At 62.4% G+C, this 15,676-nt stretch carries 14 protein-coding genes; 7 read left to right on the top strand and 7 right to left on the bottom strand.

Features of this window, described 5'->3' with window-relative positions; translation table 11 throughout:
- Nucleotides 1-108: 108 nt before the first annotated feature.
- The 4 genes from RC54_RS06285 to RC54_RS06270 all read right to left on the bottom strand — a co-directional run bounded on the left by RC54_RS06285 (nucleotide 109) and on the right by RC54_RS06270 (nucleotide 3,679).
- Nucleotides 109-1,275, bottom strand: a complete 1,167-nt coding sequence (locus tag RC54_RS06285; protein ID WP_058894630.1) for an ABC transporter substrate-binding protein — start codon at nucleotides 1,273-1,275, stop codon at nucleotides 109-111.
- A 73-nt stretch (nucleotides 1,276-1,348) separates the two neighbouring features.
- Complete coding sequence (locus RC54_RS06280; RefSeq protein WP_017453207.1) at nucleotides 1,349-2,092, bottom strand: SDR family NAD(P)-dependent oxidoreductase; 744 nt, start codon at nucleotides 2,090-2,092, stop codon at nucleotides 1,349-1,351.
- 2 nt (nucleotides 2,093-2,094) lie between these two features.
- On the bottom strand, nucleotides 2,095-2,466 hold the full coding sequence (locus RC54_RS06275; RefSeq protein ID WP_044530994.1) for a hypothetical protein: 372 nt from the start codon (nucleotides 2,464-2,466) through the stop codon (nucleotides 2,095-2,097).
- A gap of 52 nt (nucleotides 2,467-2,518) precedes the next feature.
- Entirely contained in the window at nucleotides 2,519-3,679 is a 1,161-nt protein-coding gene (locus tag RC54_RS06270) for an acyl-CoA dehydrogenase family protein (RefSeq protein WP_058894629.1), read from the bottom strand.
- A gap of 151 nt (nucleotides 3,680-3,830) precedes the next feature.
- Here RC54_RS06270 and RC54_RS06265 point away from each other — a divergent pair, with 151 nt between their 5' ends.
- Nucleotides 3,831-5,384 (top strand): PAS domain-containing sensor histidine kinase, encoded by a 1,554-nt coding sequence (locus RC54_RS06265; protein ID WP_061789786.1) that lies wholly within the window; start codon nucleotides 3,831-3,833, stop codon nucleotides 5,382-5,384.
- Between the two features lie 322 nt (nucleotides 5,385-5,706).
- Nucleotides 5,707-6,765, top strand: a complete 1,059-nt coding sequence (locus RC54_RS06260) for a porin (RefSeq protein WP_061789785.1) — start codon at nucleotides 5,707-5,709, stop codon at nucleotides 6,763-6,765.
- Nucleotides 6,766-6,881: 116 nt separating this feature from the next.
- On the opposite strand, the gene RC54_RS06255 is transcribed toward RC54_RS06260, so the two are convergent.
- Complete coding sequence (locus RC54_RS06255; RefSeq protein WP_017453202.1) at nucleotides 6,882-7,811, bottom strand: LysR family transcriptional regulator; 930 nt, start codon at nucleotides 7,809-7,811, stop codon at nucleotides 6,882-6,884.
- A gap of 316 nt (nucleotides 7,812-8,127) precedes the next feature.
- Here RC54_RS06255 and RC54_RS06250 point away from each other — a divergent pair, with 316 nt between their 5' ends.
- Genes RC54_RS06250 through RC54_RS06235 form a run of 4 tightly spaced genes read left to right on the top strand, consistent with a single transcriptional unit; the run spans nucleotide 8,128 to nucleotide 12,160 of the window.
- A complete protein-coding gene (locus RC54_RS06250) occupies nucleotides 8,128-9,303 on the top strand; it encodes an amidase family protein (RefSeq protein ID WP_058894627.1) in 1,176 nt (391 codons plus the stop codon).
- Nucleotides 9,304-9,363: 60 nt separating this feature from the next.
- Complete coding sequence (locus RC54_RS06245) at nucleotides 9,364-10,650, top strand: aromatic ring-hydroxylating oxygenase subunit alpha (RefSeq protein WP_058894626.1); 1,287 nt, start codon at nucleotides 9,364-9,366, stop codon at nucleotides 10,648-10,650.
- A 5-nt stretch (nucleotides 10,651-10,655) separates the two neighbouring features.
- Complete coding sequence (locus RC54_RS06240) at nucleotides 10,656-11,156, top strand: aromatic-ring-hydroxylating dioxygenase subunit beta (protein ID WP_061789784.1); 501 nt, start codon at nucleotides 10,656-10,658, stop codon at nucleotides 11,154-11,156.
- 47 nt (nucleotides 11,157-11,203) lie between these two features.
- Nucleotides 11,204-12,160, top strand: a complete 957-nt coding sequence (locus RC54_RS06235) for a PDR/VanB family oxidoreductase (RefSeq protein ID WP_061789783.1) — start codon at nucleotides 11,204-11,206, stop codon at nucleotides 12,158-12,160.
- A 119-nt stretch (nucleotides 12,161-12,279) separates the two neighbouring features.
- Here RC54_RS06235 and hpaC read toward each other — a convergent pair whose 3' ends face one another.
- A complete protein-coding gene (gene hpaC, locus RC54_RS06230; RefSeq protein ID WP_058894623.1) occupies nucleotides 12,280-12,849 on the bottom strand; it encodes a 4-hydroxyphenylacetate 3-monooxygenase, reductase component in 570 nt (189 codons plus the stop codon).
- Nucleotides 12,850-13,165: 316 nt separating this feature from the next.
- Here hpaC and RC54_RS06225 point away from each other — a divergent pair, with 316 nt between their 5' ends.
- The gene (locus RC54_RS06225; protein WP_208652679.1) at nucleotides 13,166-13,798 is read left to right on the top strand and encodes a response regulator transcription factor; all 633 of its coding nucleotides are present in this window, start codon (nucleotides 13,166-13,168) and stop codon (nucleotides 13,796-13,798) included.
- 106 nt (nucleotides 13,799-13,904) lie between these two features.
- Here the strand turns inward: RC54_RS06225 and RC54_RS06220 are convergent, their stop codons facing one another.
- Nucleotides 13,905-15,452 carry a methyl-accepting chemotaxis protein gene (locus RC54_RS06220; RefSeq protein ID WP_061789782.1) on the bottom strand — a complete coding sequence of 516 codons (1,548 nt, stop codon included), beginning with the start codon at nucleotides 15,450-15,452 and terminating at the stop codon, nucleotides 13,905-13,907.
- Nucleotides 15,453-15,676: the final 224 nt, after the last annotated feature.

Genomic DNA, 15,676 nt, shown 5'->3' with positions numbered 1-15,676 from the left:
GCGCGTTGGCGATGGTCAGGCCAGCAGCGACGCGCCGGGTGCTAACTACGGGTGGAGGTGGAGCAATCTGTCCGCTGCGACTTGCGGCGGACAGAGGGAACGGCTTTTTTATTGTTTGAGCAGGGTCCAGTTGCCGCCCTTGACGGTAATCAGTTCACGGCCACGCTCATCGAAACCGCTGTGGTCGGCCGGGCTCATGTTGTAGACGCCCTGGGTACCCACCACTTCCCGCGTGTTTTCCAGGGCATCGCGCAGGGCGGCGCGGAATTCCTTGCTGCCCGGCTTGGCCTTCTTGGCCGCCACCGGAATGGCTTTTTCCAAGAGCAGGCCGGCGTCATAGACGTTGGCGCCGAAGGTGGCGGGCACGGTGTTGTACATCTTCTTGTAGGCCTCGATGTAGTCGGTGGCCACCTTCTTGGATGGGTTGCTGTCGGGGATCTCAGGCAAGACCAGCATCAGGCTGGCCGCCAGGATGGTGCCCTCGACCTTGTTCTTGCCCAGTTGCAGGAAGGCCGGCAGCGCCGCGCCGTGGGTCTGGTACATCTTGCCCTTGTAGCCCTGGTCATAGAGCGTGGTCTGCGGCAGCACGGTAGCGGCGCCTGGCGCGGCCACCAACACTGCATCAGGGTTGGCGGCCAGGATCTTCAGGGTCTGCGCGGTGACCGAGGTATCGGTGCGCTGGTAGCGCTCGTTGGCGACGATCTTGATATTGTTCTTGGCCGCCAGCTCGCCGAACACCTTGGCCCAGTTCTCACCGAAGGGATCGTTGATGGTGATGAAACCCACCGTCTTGACCTTGCTCTTGACCATCTGCGCCACCAGCGCATTGGCGATCAGGTCATCGTTCTGGGTGGTCTTGAAGACCCATTTCTTTTGCTCGGTCATGGGCAGCACCACGGCAGCAGTACCCACGGGTGCCAGCATCGGCACACCTGCCTCGGCCACGAACGAGATCACGCCCATGGCATTGGGCGAGCCGCTGGGGCCGATGATGGCGTCGACGTTGTATTCCGAGATCAGCTTCTTGACTTCCGTGACCGACTTGGTCGGATCGCTGGCGTCATCCAATGAGATGTATTCGATCTTGAGGTCGCCGGCCTTGGTCGGCAGCAGCGGCACGGTATTCTTTTGCGGAATGCCCACCAGCGAGACCGGACCGGTGGCCGAGCTCACCACGCCGATCTTGACCTGGGCCAGAGCAGAATTACCGGCCAGAGCGGCGAGGGTTCCCATAGCGGCCAGGACGGCACCGGCAATCAGACGTTTGTGCAGCATGTATTTCTCCCTTGTGGTTGAGATGATGGCGGACTTCCCCACGCCGCCACCGATCCGAGACAGCAGTACGGGTTCAGCGCATGTACAGACCGCCATTGATGTCCAGGCAAGCGCCAGTAGCCGAACCGGCATCGGGCGAAGCCAGCAGCAGCACGGCATCGGCGATGAAATCCGGCGCGCCCAGGGTCTTGACCGGAATGGTGGCGATGGTCGCGGCCAGCTTGTCGGCCGGTACGATCTCGCGCACGATGGGCAAGTCCAGCGGACCGGGCGAGATGGCGTTGACCGTGACACCGGAACCGGCCAGTTCGCGCGCAAAGACCTTGGTCAAGGTCAGCACCGCACCCTTGGCAGCGGCATAGTGGGCGCCGGTGGCCGTGCCCCCGTTCTGGCCGGCCAGCGAGGCGACGTTGATGATGCGACCGTAGCCCCGTTCGGCGAAGCGTTTGCCGAACACCTGACATGCAAGAAATGTGCCCTTCATGTTGATGGCGGTGACCTCATCCCACTCCTCGGGAGTGATCTCCATGAGCGCGGCCACGCGTGAGCGACCGGCATTGTTGACCAGCACCGTGGCGCCACCCCAGCGCAATTCGATGGCGTCGCAGGCGGCGATGAAATCGGGCTTGCGGCGCACATCCAGCGCCAGCGGCATGGCCGTGGCACCGCTGGCGTCCAGACTGGCGGCCACCGCCGAGACCTGTTCAAGATCAATGTCGGACAGCGCCACCTTGTAGCCGGCGGCGTGCATCTTGCGCGCGATGCTTTCACCGAGACCGCGTGCGGCGCCGGTGACCAGGGCAATCTTCTTGTCCATGGTCAGCCACCCTGGATGATCAGGGCGCGACCTACACGGGCTTCGATCTTGCCGTACTTCCACAGGCGATGTTCCCCCACCATGGTGGTACGGAACAGATTGCAGGCAGCCACCACCGTATCGAGGTCGGCCACATCGGCCATGATGTAGAAGGTCCAGGGGGCAGCGTCGGACTTGCCCACCATCAGGCGGTCGTCATCCATGGTGCCCAAGACCTTGATGCCGTCCATGGTGGCCAGGGCCGTCATCATCTGGCCATAGGCCTGCCATACGGGACCGGTTTCGGTGGCCGGCAGGTCGAAGAAGTTTTGCGTCACGCCGACGCAGAAGAGGACGCGCAGCGGTTCTTTATCATTGCTTGGGACTTGGCTCATGAAGGCTCCGAACTGACAACTTGACGAATGAAAATGACCTGAATGCGACGGCTTACAGGAAGCCCGGCATCGGCGGCACACCCAGCGTGACCGCACCGGCCCCGTCATAGATGCCCTCGCCCAAGAAGGCGTGCTGCTTGACCACGGCGGCATCGCGTAGGTAACGCTGCAGCGGGTGGTGGTTGTAGATCGCAGTGGTACCGGCCAAGCCGAACATGGCTTGCACTACTTCGTTGCCGACCTTGGCGATCTCCACCGCAGTCAGGCGCAACAGGCTCACCTGCTCGGGCGTGACCGGATCGCCGGCCAGGATGGAGTCCCACACTTCGCCGGTGGCATCATAGAGGAAGGCGCGCGCCGAGCGCAATTTGGCCTCGGCCTTGGCCACCTCGATGCGCACATAGGAACGGTCGGCCAGCTTGGGCGCGCCGGTGATGGCCACCCGGCCGCCCGACATCTGGTTGATCTCATCAATGGCCGCCCGTCCCACGCCCAGGTTGACCACCGCCAGGACCTGCGCGGCATAGGCGATGGTGGGATAGCGATACAGCGGTTCATCGATGGTGGCAGCGCCGCCGCGGATGAAGGTCCACTCATCGGGTACGAATTGCTGGCTGACCTTCAGGTCATGGCTGCCGGTCCCGACCAGCCCCATCACATCCCAGTTGTCGATGATCTCCACCTGTTGCGGCGGCAGCACCGCAGTGCGAGGCTTGGAGCCGGCCTGCCCGGGGACGGCGGCACCGATACCGACCCCGAGTACGTCAGCGCCCTTGCAGCCACTGCCGAACTTCCAGGTGCCATCGACCATCCAGCCGCCCTCGACCTGGGTCGCCGGCTGGATCGGGAACAGGCCACCGGCAAAGGTGAGGTCGGGCCCCTTGGCATAGAGCGTGGCCTGGGTCTGTTTGGGCAAGGCCGCCAGGTAGACCGAGGCCGAACCGAAGCTGGCCACCCAACCCACCGAAGCGTCGGCTTGCGAGATCTTTTCGATCAACTGCAGGAAGGCCATGGGCGACATGCCGCTGCCGCCGAAGCATTGCGGGGTGGCGGCGCGATAGACGCCGGCCTTTTTGAGCTGCGCGATGAAATCCCTGGGCACGAAGCGCTGGGTCGCGAATTCATCGCGACGCGCGCGGATCTCGGCCAGCAGCGGGGCCAGTGCATCCTCTTCACGGGCGGCCAACGCGGCCGGGTTTTCCATCACGGACATTGCATTCTCCAGGTGGCTTGCATCAGAATGAAGTCGAGTGTAGGGAGCGACCGGTCCCGGTTCAATCGGGAGCGCTGCAGCTTTTTTAGGGGATGAGGAGAAGGCTTCTAAAGAAAACCCCTAGGGCATGGATTCCACCACAGAGATAGCGATGCCAGAACAACCCGCCGCAATGCCCGAGGACGACGCCATCCGCTTCGGCCTCGATGATTTCCGCCGCATGATGGATGCGCTGCCCATGTGCATCATCCTGCACGACGCCCAGACCAAGTCCATCCTCTGGGCTAATCCGTCTGCCTGCCAGGTGCTGGGATTCACGCTGGAAGAACTGCTGCCCTTGAAGGCGCCGGACATGAGCCGGCAATCGCACGAATACCGCCGCGAGATCGGTCGCAAGTGGTTGCACGATGCGGTGCTTCACGGCAGCAACATGGTGGAGTGGTGCTACCGCGCCAAGAATGGCGACGAAATCATGTCCGAGGCGGTAGCCACCCTGGTGCCCCTGAGCGAGCGCGACGTCATCATGGTGCAGTTCCGCGATATTGCGCGCGAGGAACAGATACGGCGCGAGATGAAGAAACTGGAAAGCCGTCTCAAGGAATTCATGCAGGACTCCGACGAAGGCGTGGCGGTGCTGCGCGCCGATGGCGGCATCGAATACCTGAGCGATGCCGGACGCAAGCTGCTGGGCGTGCGCCCCGGCCAGAATCCGCCCAAGAATTTCGTCGAGCAATGTCTGCCCGAGGCGCGTGACGAACTACTGGAATTGCTGACCCTGGCCTTGCCGGATGCGATCAGCTTCCCGTTGCGCTACCAGATCCTGCGCAAGGATGGTCTGGTGCGCTGGCACCATGCGGTGTGCCGCTATATCGAAATCGAGAACGACCTCAAGGGTCACCTGCTGCACTTCCACGACATCACCGACCAGGTCGAAGCCGAGGAAGCACGCCGCCGCGACCAGGCCTCGCTGGAATACCTGGCGCGCCACAACGCCATGGGCGAGATGGCTACCGCCATTGCGCACGAGCTGTCGCAGCCGCTGGCGGCAATCCGCAATTTCCTGGAGGGATCGGTATTGCGTCTCCAACAGAGCGAAGCCTTGCGCGAGCAGGCCGGGCAGATCGTATGGGGGCTGGAGAGTGCCGGGCGCCAGGTCGATCACGCCGCGGCCATCATCAAGAGCGTGCGCGAATACGTGGTGCGGCTGGAGCAGAGCGAAGGCCTCATCGACCTCAATGCGGTGCTGCAAGACGTGCGCTGGTTCATCGAAATGAAGGCCGCCGAGGGTAAGGTCCACCTGCATTTCCTGCCCTGTGCCGAGCCGCTGGTGGTCAGTTGCGAGAAGGTCTTGATCGGCCAGGTGATCCTCAATCTGGCCTTCAATGCCATCGAAGAGATGATGGATTTCCCGGAAGGGGCGCGGCATGTGCGCATCACTACCCGACGCGCCGGCGACCATGCCTTGTTGAGCGTGGCCGATGAAGGGCGCGGTATCGATGCCGGGCACCGCGAACGACTCTTCGACGGCTTCTTTTCTTCCAAGGTCAGCGGCAATGGTATCGGGCTTGCGCTGTGCAAGAACATCATCGCGCGCCATCGCGGCGATATCTGGGCGCAGCCTGGCGAGGTAAGCCATGAAACAGCAGCCCAGGCGCGTGGTACCCGCTTCTGCTTCACGCTGCCGTTGGCCGAACGCCACAACTAAAGATTCCTTTATCCCCCGCGCCAGACGCGCCGCATTGGGGATCGTGCGCACTTGCATGGTGAAGTTGCGCACGATAGTCCCGTCAAAACGCGCTTTCATGCACCGGATTCGAGAATGGATCACTGTTCGAGTCCATGCATCAATCAGGCTTATTACCTGCATCGGCTGCATCAATTTGATCTCGCTCAAATGCGCTTCCTATGATGGCTGCACATGACGAAATGTCATGCACGCCGCGCAGCTTGCCGCGTCCACCAGGGCGATACGCTAGCGCGACCGTCATACCACCACACAACAGCCACACCACAGGGAGCCTTGTCACATGAAGAAGAAACTATGGGTCGCCGCCATGCTCGCGGCCGGCACGGGAATGGCACATTCCCAGAGCAGTGTTTCCATCTATGGCCTGATCGATCTGGGCCTGACCTACTATTCCAATGCCGCCAAGAGCGGCGGCGGTGGTGCATCGCTGGTGCGCATGGATAGCGGCATCGCCCAGGGCAGCCGCATCGGTTTCAAGGGGAGCGAAGACCTGGGCGGCGGTATGAATGCCTTCTTCACCCTGGAAACCGGTTTCGGCGCCGATGACGGCAGCCTGGGCCAGGGCGGTCTGCTGTTCGGCCGTCAATCCTTCGTCGGCCTGGGCAGCAAGGACTGGGGCGCGATCAGCCTGGGCCGGCAGTATGACTTCATGTCCAACATCGGCGCGCAGTATGCCATGGGCGCCCTCTCGCCAGCCGGCTCCCTGGCCTGGGGCCTGCACGCCGATGCGGCGCATGGTACGGCCTTGAACGACCATATCTATGGCGGCGACCGTACCAACAACTCGATCAAATACAACAGCGTCAAGTTCAGTGGGTTCAGCTTCGGCGCCATGTACGGCTTCGGCGAAGTGGCCGGCAACACCACGGCCAGCCGCACCATCAGCGCCACCGGCCAATATGACAACGGCGGCTTCAGCAGTGCCCTGGCCTACACCGACATCAAGGATGCCACCGGCAGTTCGTCGACCCGCATCTACGGCATCGGTGCGCGCTACCAGATCGGCGCTTTCACCCCCTTCGGCGTGATTACCCAGGCCAAGAATACCGCCACCAGCGCAAAGGCCACCACCTATGAACTGGGCACGGTCTATGCACTGACCCCGCTGTGGGATTTGTCGGCCGCCTACCAGTACCAGAAACGCAACCTGGGCGTGGGCAAGGCTCAGGCCTTCATTGCCATGGCCGACTACAAGATCTCCAAGCGCACCGATCTCTACGTGGGCGCCGTCTATGACCGCGACAAGGGCTACAACGCCTTCCCGGTCTTCGGTGGTGGTGCGCAATCGTCGATGGGCAACCAGACTGCCGTGCGCCTGGGGATGCGTCATCGCTTCTGAGTCACTGCGGGGTAGGCCGCTGCCGACATCCGGTGGCCTTCCCGCTGGCAGGGGAGAACGGCCCGTCGCATGACGGGCCTTCTGCATTCAAGCCGAGTCCAGATTCAATACCGGGTTCAGCTACTGCGGCCGTAGCTCTGCAGCAGGTCGATGACGATCTGGCGCAGCCAGCTATTGCCGGCGTCGGCATCGAAGGCCTGGTGCCAGTGCAGGGTGATGTCCACGGTAGGTAGCTTGACCGGCAGTTCGTAGGACAGGAACACGTCCGGGTGTTCGCTATGGAACAGCTTGGCAATACGCGCCGGCACGGTGGCCACCAGGTCGGACTTGCCGAGGATGCGCGGCAGCACCGTGAAGTGCGGGATCGACAGGCTGATCTTGCGCTGCACGCCCAGAGTACGGAAGGAATGCTCGACCTGGTGGTGGCTGCTTTCGGCCGACTCCACCAGCACATGCGACAGCGCCAGGAATTCATCCAGCGTCAATTGCGCGCGGGCCGGCAACTCGGGGCGCTTGCGCATCATGCAGACATAGGTTTCGCGAAACAGCAGTTCATGACAGGTCACTGTCTTCAAGGCCGGCAGGTTGCCGAAGGCGAAGTCGAGCTGGCCGGTGCGCAAGGCTTCTTCCAGGTGCGCCGGCGGCACCTGCTCCACCTGCAGGCGGGTATGTGGCGCTTGCGCGGTCAACAGTTCGCACAACTGCGGCAGGAACATCATTTCCGCCACGTCCGTCATGGAGGCGCGAAAGACCCGGGTGCTGGCGGCCGGGTCGAAACGTTCGGTATAGCGCAAGGCATCCTGCACCGCCTGCAGGGCGCGATTGATGGGCTTGGCCAATTCCAGCGCAGCCGGGGTGGGTTGCATTCCCTCCTTGGTGCGGATGAAGAGCGGGTCGTCGAAGATCTGCCGCAAGCGGCCCAGCGCATAGCTCACCGCCGGCTGCGACAGGTGCAGGCGGTTGCCGGCCAGGGTCAGGCTGCGCTCATCGGCAATGGCCTGGAAGACCCGCAGCAGGTTCAGGTCCATGTTGTTGAAGGTGGCCATGGCAATCTCCGGTGGGGGTCACGCTGGGCAAGCCCGATCAATGGGAAGTGACATCACTATCCATGCCACTTATGCGAAAAATATTTTACATCAATTTGATCTATTTTAAGGCGACTTTTAGAATGCTTCACATCAGCCAAGGAACCCGCCTGCATCCAGCGTCCGACGTGGATTGTCGACCTGCAAGGCAACAAATGAATGGATGCGCCATGACTCCCCAGCCCAGCATTTCCCTACCCCTGCGTACATACACCGGCCAGGCCGCCGTCGCGCTCCTGCAGCAACAGGCGCGCATTGCCTGCCTGGGAGCGGCAGGATGAACAATTCTGCTCCACGCACCATTGCCGGCAGCGGCAACGCCCTGCTCTCGCGCTTCCACCTGGGCGGCAACGGCCCGACGGTGGCCATCAAGGATTGCATCGACATCGCCGGCCAGCCCACCTGCGGCGGCAGCGCCGCGCTGGCCGATGCGCCCCCGGCGCAGTCCCATGCGGAGGTGGTGCAGAGGCTGCTCGACACCGGCTGGCAGATCATTGCCCGCGCCAACATGCATGAGCTGGCCTATGGCATGACCGGCATCAACGACTGGAACGGCACGCCGGTCAACCCGCAAGACCCAGGCCGCATGACCGGTGGTTCTTCCAGCGGCTCGGCCTCAGCCGTGGGCGCGGGGCTGGTCGATCTATCCATCGGCAGCGATACCGGCGGCTCGATCCGCCTGCCGGCGGCCTGTTGCGGCGTGATTGGCTTGAAGCCCACGTTCGGCCGCGTCAGCCGCGCCGGCGCCTATCCGGCCATCAGCAGTCTGGATTGCGTGGGGCCCGTGGCGCGCAGCATGGAAATGATCATCCGCGCCATGACCAGCATCGCGCCCGGCTTCGACCGCGTGGCCGCCAGCGCTGCAGCAGCCCATGCACGCGTGAAACGGGTGACGGTGCAAGCCGACGACGACGTCGCCGCCGCCGTCGCACAGGCCTTTTCCGCCAGCCGATGGAGCGCTACCTGGTGGACGCCGCAACACATGCACGCCGCCTTCGAAGCCGGCATGACCCTCATCAATCGCGAAACCCACGACGCCTTCGGCCACCTGCTGGGCCAAGGCAAGCTGGGCGCAGATATCGAACAACGCCTGGCAGCCGCAGCTACCACCACCGATGCCGCAGTGGCCGACGCCGAGCGCGTGCGCGCCGCTTTCAGCGCCGAGGTCGATGCGGCACTGGCCGACGCCGACGCACTGCTGCTGCCCACCCTGCCGGCACTGCCGCCCACGCTGCAAGCCATCCGCCAGGGCACATCGGTGCTGCTGCTGTCGTCGCTGGTGCGGCCCTTCAATCTGTCCGGCCATCCGGCATTGACCATCCCGGTGCCGATTGCCGGCAGCACGCTCAAGGCCGGCCTGCAACTGGTGGGACGCAAGGGCGACGACGAAAGACTGTGCGCTCTGGGGCGACATCTGGAACAGGCGCTACAGGCACTCAAGCCCACGCCATGAGGCCGCATCAAGCGTGCCGAGATCAACACTGACAACGACTGCAAGCCACTGGAGAAAGCCATGAACGCACCGCTACGCTTCCACCCTCGCAAGCCCGATTCTTCCTATGCCGACCTGGTACAGGATGCGGTGGTGGACCCTTCGCTCTATACCGATCCTGCCATCTTCGAAGTCGAGATGGACAAGATCTTCTACCGGACCTGGATCTGGGTCGCGCATGAAAGCGAGATCAAGAACCCGGGCGACTTCAAGACCGCCCAGATCGGCCGCCAGCCGGTCATCGTCGTGCGCGACAAGAGCGGCAAGATCAACGTGCTGGAAAACCGCTGCCGCCATCGCGGCGCCACCGTCTGCGAAAAGCACAAGGGCAATGCCACCGGGTTCACCTGTCCCTACCACAGCTGGTCCTATGGCCTGGACGGCAAGCTGCGCGGCCTGCCCTACCCGGAAGGCTATGAAGACGTGATCGAAAAAGCCGACCTGCCACTGCAAAGCCTGCGCACCGAGAGCTACCACGGCATGATCTTCGCCTCCTTCAACCAGGAGATCGAACCGCTGTCGGACTTCCTCGGCCATGCCAAGAAATGGATAGACCTGTTCATGAAGCAAGGCGCAGGCTTCCCCATCAAGGTCCAGGGCGAGCACAAGTTCAGCTTCAAGGGCAACTGGAAGATCCAGCTGGAAAACACCACCGATGGCTATCACTTCCCGGTGGTGCACAAGACCTTCCTGTCTTCCGTCGATGAAGAGACCTCCGAGATGCTCTCCTTCATGACCGACGATCAATCGATCACCCGCTCGCTGGGCAATGGCCACAGCGTCATGATCATGGTGCCCGAGCACGTGGACCTGGACGTGGACGATGGCAGCGAGCAATTGCAGGAACGCTTCGCCCACGTGACCGAAGAACTGTCCAGGACCATGCCGCCCGAGCAGGTGCGCCGCATCGTGCGCTCACTGCATGGCGCCGGCTTCAACCTGAACCTGTTCCCCAACGTGGCCATGTCGATGTCCTTCTTCCGGGTGCTGCATCCGGTGTCGGTGGGCGAGACCCAGATCCGCCACGTGGCGCTGGGCATGGAGGGCGGACCGGAGATCGCCAACCGGGAGCGGCTGCGCATCCATGAACATTTCCAGGGCCCGTTCGGCTTTGGCAGCCCGGATGACGCCGAAGCCTGGGAGCGCGTGCAGGCCGGCGCACACGCCGGGCGCGATGCACCCATCCTGGTCAACCGTGGCCTGAACCGCGAATGGGTGGATGACAACGGCGACAAGGTATCGCATTCGACCGATGAGAGCGGGATGCGCGAAGCCTATGCCATGTGGAAAAAGATGATGGAGAAGTGATCGATATGAACCAACAAGACACCCTGCAAGGCATCCCCGCGCAAATGGCGCGCGCCATCGCCTTCATCTGGAAGGAAGCTGAACTTTTAGACCGCAAGGACTATGCCGCCTGGCAAGACCTGTGGACCGAAGACGGTTACTACGTGGTGCCGATCGACCAGCAGACCACCGACTTCGCGGCCACGCTGAACTACGCCTACGACAATGCCCACATGCGCAAGATCCGCATCGAGCGCCTCACCTCGGGACACGCAATGTCGGCCGTGGATGCCGCGGCCACCGTGCGCACCGTCTCGCGCTTCGTGCCGGTGCACCTGTCGGAGGAACTGGTGGAAATCAATTCGGCACAGGTGTTGGTGGGCTACAAGCGCCAGCAGCACACCATGTTCGTGGCCAACGTCACGCACCGCCTGCGCTTCACTCCGCAAGGGCCGAAGATCGAGCAGAAGGTGATCCGCCTGGTCAACTCGATGGATAGCTTGAACGCCCTGGGCTTCCTGCTCTAAGCATCACCACCACTGCAATGGCAACCCCGCAAGCGAGTATCGGCCCCATGAAACTGATCGTAGACAGACTCACCGACGAAACCGGCGACATCCGTTCCTTCCGCCTGGTGCGCGCCGATGGCGCCGCGCTGCCGGCCTATGAGCCGGGCGCTCACATCGACGTCACCGGGCCCACCGGTATCGTGCGCCAATACTCGCTGTGCGGCCCGCTGGAAGACCGCTGCGGCTACACCATCGCCGTCAAGCGTGAGCCCGCCTCACGCGGGGGCTCGGCGGCACTGCACGATACCGTGCAGCTGGGTATGGAACTGGAAGTGGGCACGCCGCGCAACCTGTTTGCACTGGATGCGAGGGCGCCCGAACATCTGCTGTTTGGCGCCGGCATTGGCGTGACGCCACTGCTGGCGATGGCCTATCGGCTGTGGGCCGAACAGAAGCCCTTCACGCTGCACTACTTCGTGCGCGCACGGGAACATGCGGCCTTTGTGGATCTGCTGGAGAACGCTCCCTTCGCGGCGCAGGTGTGCTTTCACTATGCCGTGATGCCGGCGCAGATGGAACATTACCTTGCCGCCTGCCTCGCCGCCGGCAGCAAGGAGGCGCACGTCTATACCTGCGGCCCGGCGCCTTTCATGGAAGCGGTGGTCAAGTGCGCTGCCGCCAATCGCAGCGAAGAGGCCATCCATCTGGAACACTTCCAGGCGGCTCCTGCTGCATCCGAGGCGGTGGGCGGCGATGGCGCCTTCGAAGTGCAACTGGCCAGCTCCGGCAAGGTGGTGCAGATCCCGGTGGGTATTCCCATCGTCGATGTGCTGGCGCGCGAGGGAATCGTCATCGATACCTCCTGCCGCGAGGGCATCTGCGGTACCTGCGTGGTACCGCTCCTGGAGGGGGAGCCGGATCATCGGGACAACTGCCTGTCGAAAAAGGAGAAGGCAGCCAATGACCAGATCTGCACCTGCGTCTCGCGCGCCAGGTCGGCGCGGCTGGTGCTGGATCTTTGACTCTTCTTTCGGTGTCAATCCGAACCGTTTTTGAGCAGGCCCCGGAAAGATGAATGCCGTTCAGCACAGAGCTGAACGGCATTCATTCTTGGAAACCACTGAACTGACTTTGATGTGACTTACAAGGCCGTGCGCTTGACCTTATGGAACAAGCGATTGAAGTAGATGAGGCTGTCCTTCTTCTCATTGACCCTGACCTCGGCCAGTTCCACGAACATCACCGAGTGCGTCCCCACTTCCTTGAACTCGCGGATACGCCCCTGCAGCTTGACCAGTGCATCGGCCAGCACCGGTTGCCCCAGCTCGCCCGGTGCTTCCCAGATATCCCAGGCAAAGCGCTCTTCCATGGGCACCTTGGTGGCGCCCGAAAAATGCATGGCCAGTTGCTCCAGTTCGTCCGAGAGCACGTTCACGCACAGGCGGCCATTGTTCTTGAACACGTCATGCATGGCACTGCCGCGATTGATGCAGACCAGGATGGTGGGCGGCGTATCGGTGACTGAACAGACCGCACTGGCGGTGATGCCACACCGTCCACCCTCGCCATCGGTGGTGATGATGGAGACTGCCGCCGGCAAGTGCGCCATGGCATTGCGAAACTCCAATTGCTCGGGGGCCAGCGCCGGTCGGACCGCCGCAGCAGTGGAAGATGGCGTGGTTTCTTGTCGTTCTACAGCGCTGGTGCTCATGAAATCTCCCTGGTATGCACGCCGATGATGCACGGCGCTCGATAAAGGCAGGTTAAGGCATGACCATGGTGCATACAATTCGTGCCACATGCCCGCCCCACAGGGGATTGCGGCAGATCATCTAGGTAAAAATACCTAGACCATCGCCATGACGGGAGTGTTACAGTGTGGCTGATCCCAAGAATTTCAGGCCTGTTTTTTGCATAAGTCAAAGCGTGACGCTTTGATTTGTGCCGACCAGTCCATCAAGACATCGAGAGGGTCGGAAATTGTGCCGGTGCAAGCCGGTTCCATTTTGACGAGACGAGGAGTAATGATGGAAACCAACCCGCCGGTGGTGTACATCGTTGATGATGACGAAGCCGTTCGCACTTCCCTTGCCTGGCTGTTGAGCTCGGTCAATATCCGCACCGAATGCTTCGATGGCCCGGGAGCCTTTCTCAAGGCCTACGACGCCAATAGCCTGTCCTGCCTGATCCTGGATGTACGGATGCCCGAGATCAGCGGCTTCCAGTTGCAGGATCGCTTGAAGGAAATCGGTGCCGACATTCCCGTAATCTTCGTATCCGGTCATGGCGATATCCCGATGTCGGTGCGCGCCCTGCACAATGGCGCGGTCGATTTCCTGGAAAAACCCTACAACTCCCAGCAGATGCTGGAGCGCATCCAGCTGACCCTGAAGAACGTGGCCGGCAACATGCAGGCCCGCGAGCGGCGCCAGCAGTTGAAGGCGCGCCTGAAGACCCTGACCGTGCGAGAACGCGAGATTCTGGAAAAGGTCATCATGGGCCAGTCCAGCAAGCTCATCGCGCGCGATCTGAACATCAGCGTCAAGACGGTGGATGTGCATCGCGCCAGCGTCAAGGACAAGCTGGGCTGCCAGAGCACGGCCACGCTGGTGCGCGACGTGCTGATGGATTTCGGGCCGGAATTTCTCAAGGCGGCCTGAACCGCGCTGAGCGGGTCCGGCTCACGCCACCGGTCTCTCCTTGGACTTACCGATGACGTCCTGATCGCTGACGGCCTGCCGCCAGCGATCAGTCTTGCCTCTTGCCTTACGCCACCTGCAAGGCGAAGAACGCCACCGCACGCTTCAATTGTGCCGCCTGGTCTTCCAGCGACTTGGCGGCCGCTGCGGCCTGCTCCACCAATGCCGCGTTCTGCTGGGTCACGCCATCCATCTGGCTCACCGCCTGGTTGACCTGGTGGATGCCTTCGGCCTGTTCGCGGCTGGCGGTACTGATCTCGCCCACCAGCGTGTGCGCGCCCTGGACGCTGCCCACCACTTCCTGCATGGTCTTGCCGGCTTTTTCCACCAGTTGGCTACCAGCGCCCACCTTCTCGACGGAGTCATCGATGAGCTGCTTGATTTCCTTGGCCGCCGCAGCAGAGCGTTGCGCCAGGGCGCGCACTTCCGAGGCCACCACCGCGAAGCCGCGGCCCTGCTCGCCGGCGCGGGCGGCTTCCACCGCCGCGTTCAAGGCCAGGATGTTGGTCTGGAAGGCGATACCATCGATCACGCCGATGATGTCCACGATCTTGCGCGAGGACTCGTTGATGTTGCCCATGGTGGCGATGAGCTCATCCATCACCACACCACCCTGGCCGGCAATGGAAGCCGCCGACTTGACCAGGTCATTGGCCTGGTGCGCGTGCTCGGAATTGGTCCGCACGCTGGAGGTCAGTTGCTCGATGGACGCGGCCGTCTCTTCCAGCGCCCCTGCCTGCTCTTCAGTGCGCGCCGACAGGTCGAGGTTGCCGTTGGCGATTTCGCCGGAGGCTACGGCAATGCTGTCAGCACCCAGTCGTACGGTGGAGACCACACCGTGCAAGCGTTCGCTCATGCCTTGCAGCGAGGCCACCAGTTGCCCCAGTTCATCGCGCCCCATGGGCTGGGCACGCGAAGTCAGGTCACCGGCCGCAACCCGCTGCGAAATGGCCAGGGCCGCATTGACCGGGCGCGTGATGCTGCGCGTGAGCAGCACCGCGAAGGCAATACCGCAGAGCAGGATCACCGCTTCCAGCGCAAAGATCTGCCATTGGCTGCTGGCGGCGTCCTGCTGGATATCGGCAGAGATTTCATCGATGCGGGCGCGCTCGAAATCGAGCAAGGCGCGCATGGCGCCCTGGGTATTGGCGGCGATGCCCACGTATTGCTTCTGGTAGAGCTCTTCCACCTTGGCCGCATCACCCTGCTTCTTGGCGGCATAGATCTGGTCACGGATGGTGAGGAACTGCTTGCGCGCGACATTGATGGCGGCGAACAGTTTTTTCTCTTCGTCGCTGGTCAACAGTTGCTCGACATCCTTCAAGGTCTGCGCCGATTCCTTGCTGGAGGCGGCGGCTTCCTTGCCGAGGAAGGCTTCCAGTTCGGGATCATGGCTCTTGACCACGGTGGTCGTGCGCTGGATGGCGATCAGCAGCAGCGTATTCCATTGGCCCACCAGGCGCTCGGTCTTCAGTGGCACATCCATCATCTCCCGGGTCTGCTGCGCCACCGTCTGCAAGCGCCAAATCCCCACTGCTGCCACCACCATGGAAAACACCAGCACCACGGCAAATCCCGCCCCCAGGCGCGAGCCGATACGTATGTTCTTGATCATTGCTTCTTTCCATCCCTACCGCGTTATATTCGGCGCCCCGGACATGGACTTTCCCTTCCCGTCCGGCTTGCCCCCTTATATCCCCTTGCAAGAGCGATGCCACCCCCGATGATTCTAGGAGGGCAGTGCCTTGCCGACCATATCAAAATCAAGAAACCCATCATGCCGAAATGGCAACGCAAAGGCACCCAGCCTTGCCTAGAGGGGAGCCCTCAGCATAACTG

The organism is Herbaspirillum rubrisubalbicans, assembly GCF_003719195.1.
In the GTDB taxonomy this organism is placed as follows: Bacteria; Pseudomonadota; Gammaproteobacteria; order Burkholderiales; family Burkholderiaceae_D; genus Herbaspirillum; species Herbaspirillum rubrisubalbicans.
This window is presented reverse-complemented; position numbering and strand designations above follow the sequence as displayed.

Excerpts from the sequence above, each read along its gene's own strand:
- RC54_RS06285 (WP_058894630.1), bottom strand. The coding sequence starts at position 1,275 with ATGCTGCACAAACGTCTGATTGCCGGTGCCGTCCTGGCCGCTATGGGA.
- RC54_RS06280 (WP_017453207.1), bottom strand. The coding sequence starts at position 2,092 with ATGGACAAGAAGATTGCCCTGGTCACCGGCGCCGCACGCGGTCTCGGT.
- RC54_RS06275 (WP_044530994.1), bottom strand. The coding sequence starts at position 2,466 with ATGAGCCAAGTCCCAAGCAATGATAAAGAACCGCTGCGCGTCCTCTTC.
- RC54_RS06270 (WP_058894629.1), bottom strand. The coding sequence starts at position 3,679 with ATGTCCGTGATGGAAAACCCGGCCGCGTTGGCCGCCCGTGAAGAGGAT.
- RC54_RS06265 (WP_061789786.1), top strand. The coding sequence starts at position 3,831 with ATGCCAGAACAACCCGCCGCAATGCCCGAGGACGACGCCATCCGCTTC.
- RC54_RS06260 (WP_061789785.1), top strand. The coding sequence starts at position 5,707 with ATGAAGAAGAAACTATGGGTCGCCGCCATGCTCGCGGCCGGCACGGGA.
- RC54_RS06255 (WP_017453202.1), bottom strand. The coding sequence starts at position 7,811 with ATGGCCACCTTCAACAACATGGACCTGAACCTGCTGCGGGTCTTCCAG.
- RC54_RS06250 (WP_058894627.1), top strand. The coding sequence starts at position 8,128 with ATGAACAATTCTGCTCCACGCACCATTGCCGGCAGCGGCAACGCCCTG.
- RC54_RS06245 (WP_058894626.1), top strand. The coding sequence starts at position 9,364 with ATGAACGCACCGCTACGCTTCCACCCTCGCAAGCCCGATTCTTCCTAT.
- RC54_RS06240 (WP_061789784.1), top strand. The coding sequence starts at position 10,656 with ATGAACCAACAAGACACCCTGCAAGGCATCCCCGCGCAAATGGCGCGC.
- RC54_RS06235 (WP_061789783.1), top strand. The coding sequence starts at position 11,204 with ATGAAACTGATCGTAGACAGACTCACCGACGAAACCGGCGACATCCGT.
- hpaC (WP_058894623.1), bottom strand. The coding sequence starts at position 12,849 with ATGAGCACCAGCGCTGTAGAACGACAAGAAACCACGCCATCTTCCACT.
- RC54_RS06225 (WP_208652679.1), top strand. The coding sequence starts at position 13,166 with ATGGAAACCAACCCGCCGGTGGTGTACATCGTTGATGATGACGAAGCC.
- RC54_RS06220 (WP_061789782.1), bottom strand. The coding sequence starts at position 15,452 with ATGATCAAGAACATACGTATCGGCTCGCGCCTGGGGGCGGGATTTGCC.